Raw genomic sequence first — 7,052 nt, forward strand, 5'->3', positions numbered from 1 at the left:
GCCCTAACCTAGTGCGTTGACATCAAATCGGCGGTTGTATCGCGAGAAATCACGGTATCAATTAAGCCATAGTCAGCAGCCTCAGCAGCAGACATAAAGAAATCACGTTCAGTATCTTCTGCGATTCTGTCCAAAGGCTGCCCAGTGTGACCAGCCAATAGCTCATTTAACCGCTGCTTCAAGTACAAAATTTCCCGAGCCTGAATTTCAATATCAACTGCTTGGCCCTGAGCACCGCCCAGGGGCTGATGAATCATTATGCGGGAACTTGGCAAGGCCATGCGTTTCCCTTTAGCCCCACCAGAAAGCAAAAACGCCCCCATACTAGCAGCTAATCCAAAACAGATGGTCACCACATCCGGACGAATCTGCTGCATAGTATCGTAGATAGCCATCCCTGCGGTAATCGATCCTCCAGGGGAATTGATATATATTTGGACATCTTTCTCGGGATCTTCGGAATCCAAATATAGCAACTGAGCCACAATTGAATCAGCCAGCGTATCGTCTACACCACTGCCAAGAAATACGATGCGCTCCCTCAGCAGGCGTGAGTAAATATCAAACGCCCGTTCACCTCGACCAGATTGCTCAAGCACTACTGGAAGCATACTTTTTGCTCCGTCAGTGCCACTGGACAACATGTGCCCAGACAAATCTGGTACTGTTGTACTCTGGCAGAGATGAAACATTGATGAATACATATATTGATTAATAGGCTCCCTATACATTATGCCTTATCCCTCAGTTGAGATGTGTGTAGGGAAGGCCCCCATACTCTAGCGAAAACCGACCAATTTCAACAGCCACCTGGCAGGATTTTTTGCAATCCTTTAATTGATTCCAACATTATTGGCAATGCAATCCCTTTCTGGGTAGTAACGCCCGCACCCGGCAACCTTATTATCTCTAAAAGAATTTGATCGGCTTAAGCCATGAGTAAACTCTATGATTGAGAAGGCTAACCTCAATCAATGGTTCTTAAACCAGACGACTATTCTTCCTCCAAAGTAGCCGCTGTTTCAGTGTCAGCTTCTTTATTGGGAGCCAGAGTACCTTCAGGCACAAGCTCAACACTTGCGTTCTCTGAAAGCCAAGTCAAAATCTTTTCCTTAAGAAGCTCCTCATTTACCACTTGCTTCAAACGATCTTGATCAATTTTTGTCGGATCGTCTACTTCAGACATCATTTCTTTCATGCGAGTAGTCACAGCATCCTCATCAACGCTGATGGATTCCTGCTTTGCAACTTCTCCCAAAGCAAGCGTGCGACGTAAACGTTCGGTTGCTTCAGGCTTTGCATTTTCACGCATATTTTCGACCAGCTCCTTGGTCAAAAATTTATTGATATCAATACCTTGATTAGACAGCTGCATCACTGTCTGGGTAACGATATGATCTACTTCCCGCTGCAATAAGGTTCTGGGAATTTCTACCTGTAGGTGAGTAACCAGCTCATCTAGAAGGGCTGTTTCTGTATTGGCCTTAGTCGCATCCTCCGCCTCTTTCTTAAAACGCTCTTCCAAGGACTGCTTTAATTCTGCCAGAGTTTCAAATTCACTGACCTCTTGCGCAAGATCATCATCAAGATCAGGGAGTTCGCGCTCCTTCAAGTCATTTAAGGTGATGCTGAAAACAGCAGGTTTACCAGCAAGATCCGCCTGAGGATATTCATCTGGGAATGAAACTTCGACATCTTTAGTTTGGCCCAACTCCATGCCAACAATGCCTTCAACAAATCCTGGAATAAAGCGGCCTTCTTTAATTTCAACCTGAAATTCGCTGGCAGAGCCTCCTTCAAATTCTTCAGGTTCTTTACCGTCTTCAACAATTTTGCCGACGAAATCAACTACAGCGACATCCCCTTCCTGCGCTGTTCGATCTTCGACAGGGACCAGGCTGGCTAGATTTTGCTGATAGCTCTCTAAAGTTTCAGTGATTCGATCCGCACTGTAAGCAATTTCCTCAGCTTTAACCGATAGACCTTGATATTTATCAAGTTCAGCCTGAGGAGGAACATCTACTGATGCGGAAATAGTTAAAACTTTACCTGGCTCAAATTGCTCAATTAAGGATTCGAAACCAGAGCGCAGTTGATAATTGCCTAATGCTTCAATTTTTTCTTGAGAAATCGCCTTATCAATAGCAGTTTGGACTAACTCTTCAAGAGCAGCAGCTTTGAGCCTATTTGCTCCCAACTGCTGTACCAGGATCTGACGAGGCACTTTGCCTTTACGAAACCCAGGGATATTAGCCGTCTTCATATACTTACGTAGCGTCTGCTCATAAGTCTGCTTAGAGATATCTGCAGGAACTTCTATTTCTAAGCCAACCTGGCTATCGGGCAGTTTTTCCTGGGTAACTTTCATTTCGGCTTTTTGTTCTTATTGATTGGGTTGCGCAGCAGGTTTTACCACAAACTGACTTTGTAAAGTTTTGCTCCATTAGAGGGACAGCACTTTTACATCTCAGTTGAGTGCTGTCTTGTGACTCAAGATGCAGCACCATCTTTATTTGGCTAAAGTATCGTGGCTGTGTGAAGAACACCTAAAAAATTCAACGCTCAAAGCATGAGCTGCGAGCGCAGTTAGCTATATTACCTGATTATTCCTATATCGAAGCGTTGACTCTTAGATGCCTTGTTAAGAAGTTTAGCCTTTTTGCTTAATTTCTTACCTGCCCACACCAGCAAGCCGCACTGAATATTAACTATTGGCCAACATTAAGGCAGGGCTAAATGGGTGTAGTATCATAGACGAGTATTCATGATTGCTATTTGTAAAGCACCCAAGCTTTATTACATGGTGCCTTTAGCTTGGGTGCTTGTAGGCCGGTTGACTTCAACCGGATACAGCCATGGCAAATTGATTTGGGGACATGGGAGCAATTTGTAGGGAGAAGTAAGCTGAACCGCTAATTGTTTTAGGAGTACTAGTGTTTCCCTTTTGGACTGTGTTTGAGTTAGGCTCGAAAACTAACCCATTACTTTTACTGAGTAAGACACAAGGCTGAATAAGACACAAGGGATTATTTGGCAATCTGGCCATTCTAGAGATTCCTGTTTTAGCTTTGGTATCTTTGTATAAATGGAACTCTACTGTATGGTTCAGCGGTGGGCTTAGGGATCTGAAAAGAATTTAGAATTTATTTGTAGGCATTGTCTCGTTCGTTAAAAGTTAAATCAGGCTTATTTTCTATTTAATGATTATTGTTTGTGTGCAAGTTTTATTAATAAATGAGGAGGTTAGATCTTTTGCCTGAAGCGTATCATGTAGCGATTATGGGGGCTACAGGTGCCGTTGGCACCGAACTGCTAGAGCTTTTGGAAGAGCGTAACTTCCCTGTTCAGGAGTTGACTCTTTTAGCTTCTCAGCGCTCGGCTGGGAAGGAGCTATTCTTTAAAGGGAAACCTATTAAGGTTAAAGCTATTAGCGATGTAGATTTTGCTGATATTGACCTAGTCCTTGCCTCTGCCGGGGGTTCTGTTTCTAAAGAATGGGCACCTAAAGCGGCTACAGCAGGTGCTGTTGTTATAGATAACTCTAGTGCGTTTCGCATGGACCCAGATGTCCCTCTTGTGGTACCTGAGGTGAATCCTGAATCTGCGCTCAATCACAAGGGAATCATCGCCAATCCCAATTGCACCACCATATTGATGAGTGTGGCCCTTTGGCCATTACATCAGCATCAACCGATGGAACGCATTGTAGTTGCAACTTATCAATCTGCCAGTGGAGCGGGAGCTCGGGCAATGGAAGAAGTTAAGCAGCAAGCTCAGGCAATATTACAGGGTGAAGAGCCTCCAACTGAGTCATTTCCATATCCACTGGCATTTAACTTGTTCCCTCATAATTCACCACTCAATGACCAGGGATACTGCCAAGAAGAAATGAAGATGGTGAATGAAACTCGTAAGATCTTTGGGGTTCCTGGTTTGCGTGTGAGTGCAACCTGCATAAGGGTCCCGGTTTTACGAGCTCATTCAGAAGCCATAAATATTGAATTCACACAGCCGCTCACAGTGAGTAAGGCATTAGACCTGTTGCAAACAGCACCTGGTGTAAAGGTAGTTGAAGATTGGCAGACTAATTATTTTCCAATGCCTATGGAAGCTAGCGGTCAGGATGATGTGTTAGTTGGTCGAGTTCGTCGTGATCTTTCTCATGATCATGGCTTAGAGCTTTGGCTCAGTGGTGATCAAATACGAAAGGGGGCAGCTCTCAATGCCGTTCAAATCGCTGAACTCTTAGTGGATAAGCAAGCTCTGAAACCAAAGGCCCTAGCCTAGAATAAGGCTGTCATCTGAATTGGTTGTTAGTCTTCGGAAAGTTAAAAGCTTTGTAGTCAAGCCTTATGGGGAGCTTGAGCAGGTAATAGTTTATAGATTCTGTAATAGGAGGTTCCAAACGGCCATGCCAATTGGCAGGGTTGTCAATTAATCCTTTGAAGATAGGATTTTATTAAGTTTTCTGTATGATGTGATGTAGTGAGGATAGATAGGACGTGACATATTTTGGGCGAGTACTCACGGCAATGATTACCCCTTTTGATCAGGCAGGAGCCGTCGATTATGAGTCTGCGCAGCGGCTAGCATCCCATCTGGTCAGTCACGGTACAGATACTATCGTTGTATGTGGTACCACAGGAGAATCTCCCACACTTACGTGGGAAGAGGAATACAAGCTTTTTCAAGTCATTAAAGCTGCTATCCAGGGTCACGGCAAAATTATTGCTGGCACTGGCTCGAATAGTACGACAGAGGCTATTGAAGCAACCAAAAAGGCAGCTGAGCTAGAGTTAGATGGGACACTTCAGGTAGTTCCGTACTATAACAAGCCTCCTCAGGCTGGATTACAGAAACACTTTAGTGCGATCGCAAACGCAGTCCCCGACTTACCTGTGATGCTTTACAACATCCCAGGACGCACCGGGCAAAATTTGGCAGCGTCTACCATTGCCAACTTGGCAAAAGTGCCAAATGTCGTCGCGGTCAAAGAAGCTAGTGGTGACTTAGACCAAGTAAGCGAAATTCGTCGGCTGACCGCATCTGATTTTGACATTTATTCCGGGGATGACTCCTTAACGCTACCCATGCTGTCAGTAGGAGCCACAGGTGTTGTCAGTGTTGCCAGCCACCTCGTGGGAGAATCTCTACAGCAAATGATTCAAGCCTATGAGCAGGGTCAAGTGGTGGCAGCGCGGGATATGCATCTTAAATTACTGCCCTTGTTTAAAGCCCTATTCGCAACCACCAATCCCATTTTGATTAAAGCTGCCATGCATCTTCAGGGATGGTCTGTAGGTACCTGCCGTTTACCTCTAGGTGAAGCTCCGGCTGAACTCAGCAATGAACTTAAAGGTTTAATGGCTGAATTAGATTTACTACCCGTAGCCGCTGCATAGACCTAGCACTGCTTCAAATATCTGAAAGCCACAAAACTCAACTTTTTAGATATCTATTCCCCTGTAGTTAACGCTTCAGACTTTACAGCACATCTTTACTAAACGTTTTCAGACAATTTTTTTGACCTTTCATTAAGGAACTCATGCGCCAACGATCTAGAACAAGCCAACGATCTAGAACTACTGCAAAAAGTAGCAACCAGTCTGATACTCCTAGAATTAAGGGCACTTCCCCTGTGCCATCTCCCAGTAATACCAAAACAATAGAGAAAGACACTCTTAAAATCATTCCCCTAGGCGGATTACATGAAATTGGTAAAAATACCTGTGTCTTTGAAATTAATGATGAAATCATCCTGGTAGATGCAGGCCTAGCATTTCCATCCGATGAAATGCATGGCGTGAATATCGTGCTACCTGACGTTACCTACCTCAGGGAAAATCATCATAAAATTAAAGGCATGATTGTCACCCACGGTCATGAGGACCATATTGGTGGCATTGCCTTTCATCTGAAGCAGTTTGACATTCCCATTATCTACGGCCCACGGCTGGCTATGGCGCTGCTGGCTGACAAGCTAGAAGAAGCCGGGGTAGCTGATCGCACCGAATTACAAACAGTCCAACCCCGTGACACCGTTAGGCTAGGTCAATCCTTTGTAGTGGAATATATCCGTAATACCCACTCAATGGCCGACAGCTTTACAGTAGCCATTCGCACACCAGCAGGCACTGTTATTCATACAGGTGATTTTAAGATCGACCATACTCCTGTAGATGGTGAATATTTTGATTTCGCCCGATTAGCTGCCTATGGAGAAGAAGGTATTCTGTGCTTAATCAGCGACTCTACAAACGCTGAGGTTCCAGGTCATACCCCTTCTGAACGGTCAGTATTTCCAAACCTAGATCGTGCCTTTAGTGAAGCCAAAGGTCGTCTCATGGTGACGACCTTTGCGTCCTCAGTGCACCGAGTCAACATGCTACTAGAGCTCGCACAAAAGCATAAGCGCTCGGTGTTCGTGGTCGGACGGTCCATGCTCAATGTGATAGCTCATGCCCGCAGCTTGGGTTATATCAAGTGTCCAGACAATTTATTTAAGCCCTTAAACGCCCTGAATGGCTGCCCTGATGAACAGGCAATGATTCTGACAACAGGCTCCCAGGGAGAGCCTATGGCCGCACTTACGCGTATTTCTAATGGTTCCCACCGCCAAATCAGGGTACGTAGCGGAGATACGATTATCTTTTCAGCCAACCCTATCCCTGGCAATACCATAGCAGTCGTCAATACTATTGATAGACTGATGGCTCAGGGTGCTAATGTTATTTACGGCAAGAGACGAGGACTACATGTATCTGGCCATGGTGCTCAAGAAGACCAAAAGTTGATGCTGGCCCTGACTCGCCCGAAATACTTCTTACCTGTCCATGGTGAGCATCGTATGCTAGTTAAGCATGCGGCTACTGCTCAAAGCATGGGGATACCTGCAGAGAACATGGTCGTCATCCAAAACGGCGATATCGTGGCTGTTGATAAAAAGCAAGGTATCCGGATTGCTGGCAAAGTTTCTTCAGGTATTGAATTAGTGGACTCATCCCGCAATGGAATTGTCGGACGGACAGTATTGAAGGAACGTTTTTTTTTTT

Annotated in this window: 5 protein-coding genes; 3 read left to right on the plus strand and 2 right to left on the minus strand. The window is 45.0% G+C overall.

Going from position 1 to position 7,052, the window contains the following annotated elements:
• Positions 1–8 precede the first annotated feature (8 nt).
• Complete coding sequence (clpP, locus tag DXZ20_RS04105; protein WP_036018558.1) at positions 9–644, minus strand: ATP-dependent Clp endopeptidase proteolytic subunit ClpP; 636 nt, start codon at positions 642–644, stop codon at positions 9–11.
• A gap of 350 nt (positions 645–994) precedes the next feature.
• Complete coding sequence (gene tig / locus DXZ20_RS04110) at positions 995–2,368, minus strand: trigger factor (RefSeq protein WP_163696550.1); 1,374 nt, start codon at positions 2,366–2,368, stop codon at positions 995–997.
• 884 nt (positions 2,369–3,252) lie between these two features.
• Here tig and DXZ20_RS04115 point away from each other — a divergent pair.
• From DXZ20_RS04115 to DXZ20_RS04125, 3 genes are all read left to right on the plus strand, one after another.
• On the plus strand, positions 3,253–4,287 hold the full coding sequence (locus DXZ20_RS04115; protein WP_163661559.1) for an aspartate-semialdehyde dehydrogenase: 1,035 nt from the start codon (positions 3,253–3,255) through the stop codon (positions 4,285–4,287).
• A gap of 215 nt (positions 4,288–4,502) precedes the next feature.
• Entirely contained in the window at positions 4,503–5,402 is a 900-nt protein-coding gene (dapA, locus tag DXZ20_RS04120; protein WP_163661561.1) for a 4-hydroxy-tetrahydrodipicolinate synthase, read from the plus strand.
• A 143-nt stretch (positions 5,403–5,545) separates the two neighbouring features.
• Positions 5,546–7,052 (plus strand): ribonuclease J (locus DXZ20_RS04125; protein WP_250564751.1); only part of this gene is annotated, 1,507 nt, incomplete at its 3' end.

It is taken from the genome of Adonisia turfae CCMR0081, from assembly GCF_011009555.1.
GTDB lineage: Bacteria > Cyanobacteriota > Cyanobacteriia > Phormidesmidales > Phormidesmidaceae > Leptothoe > Leptothoe turfae.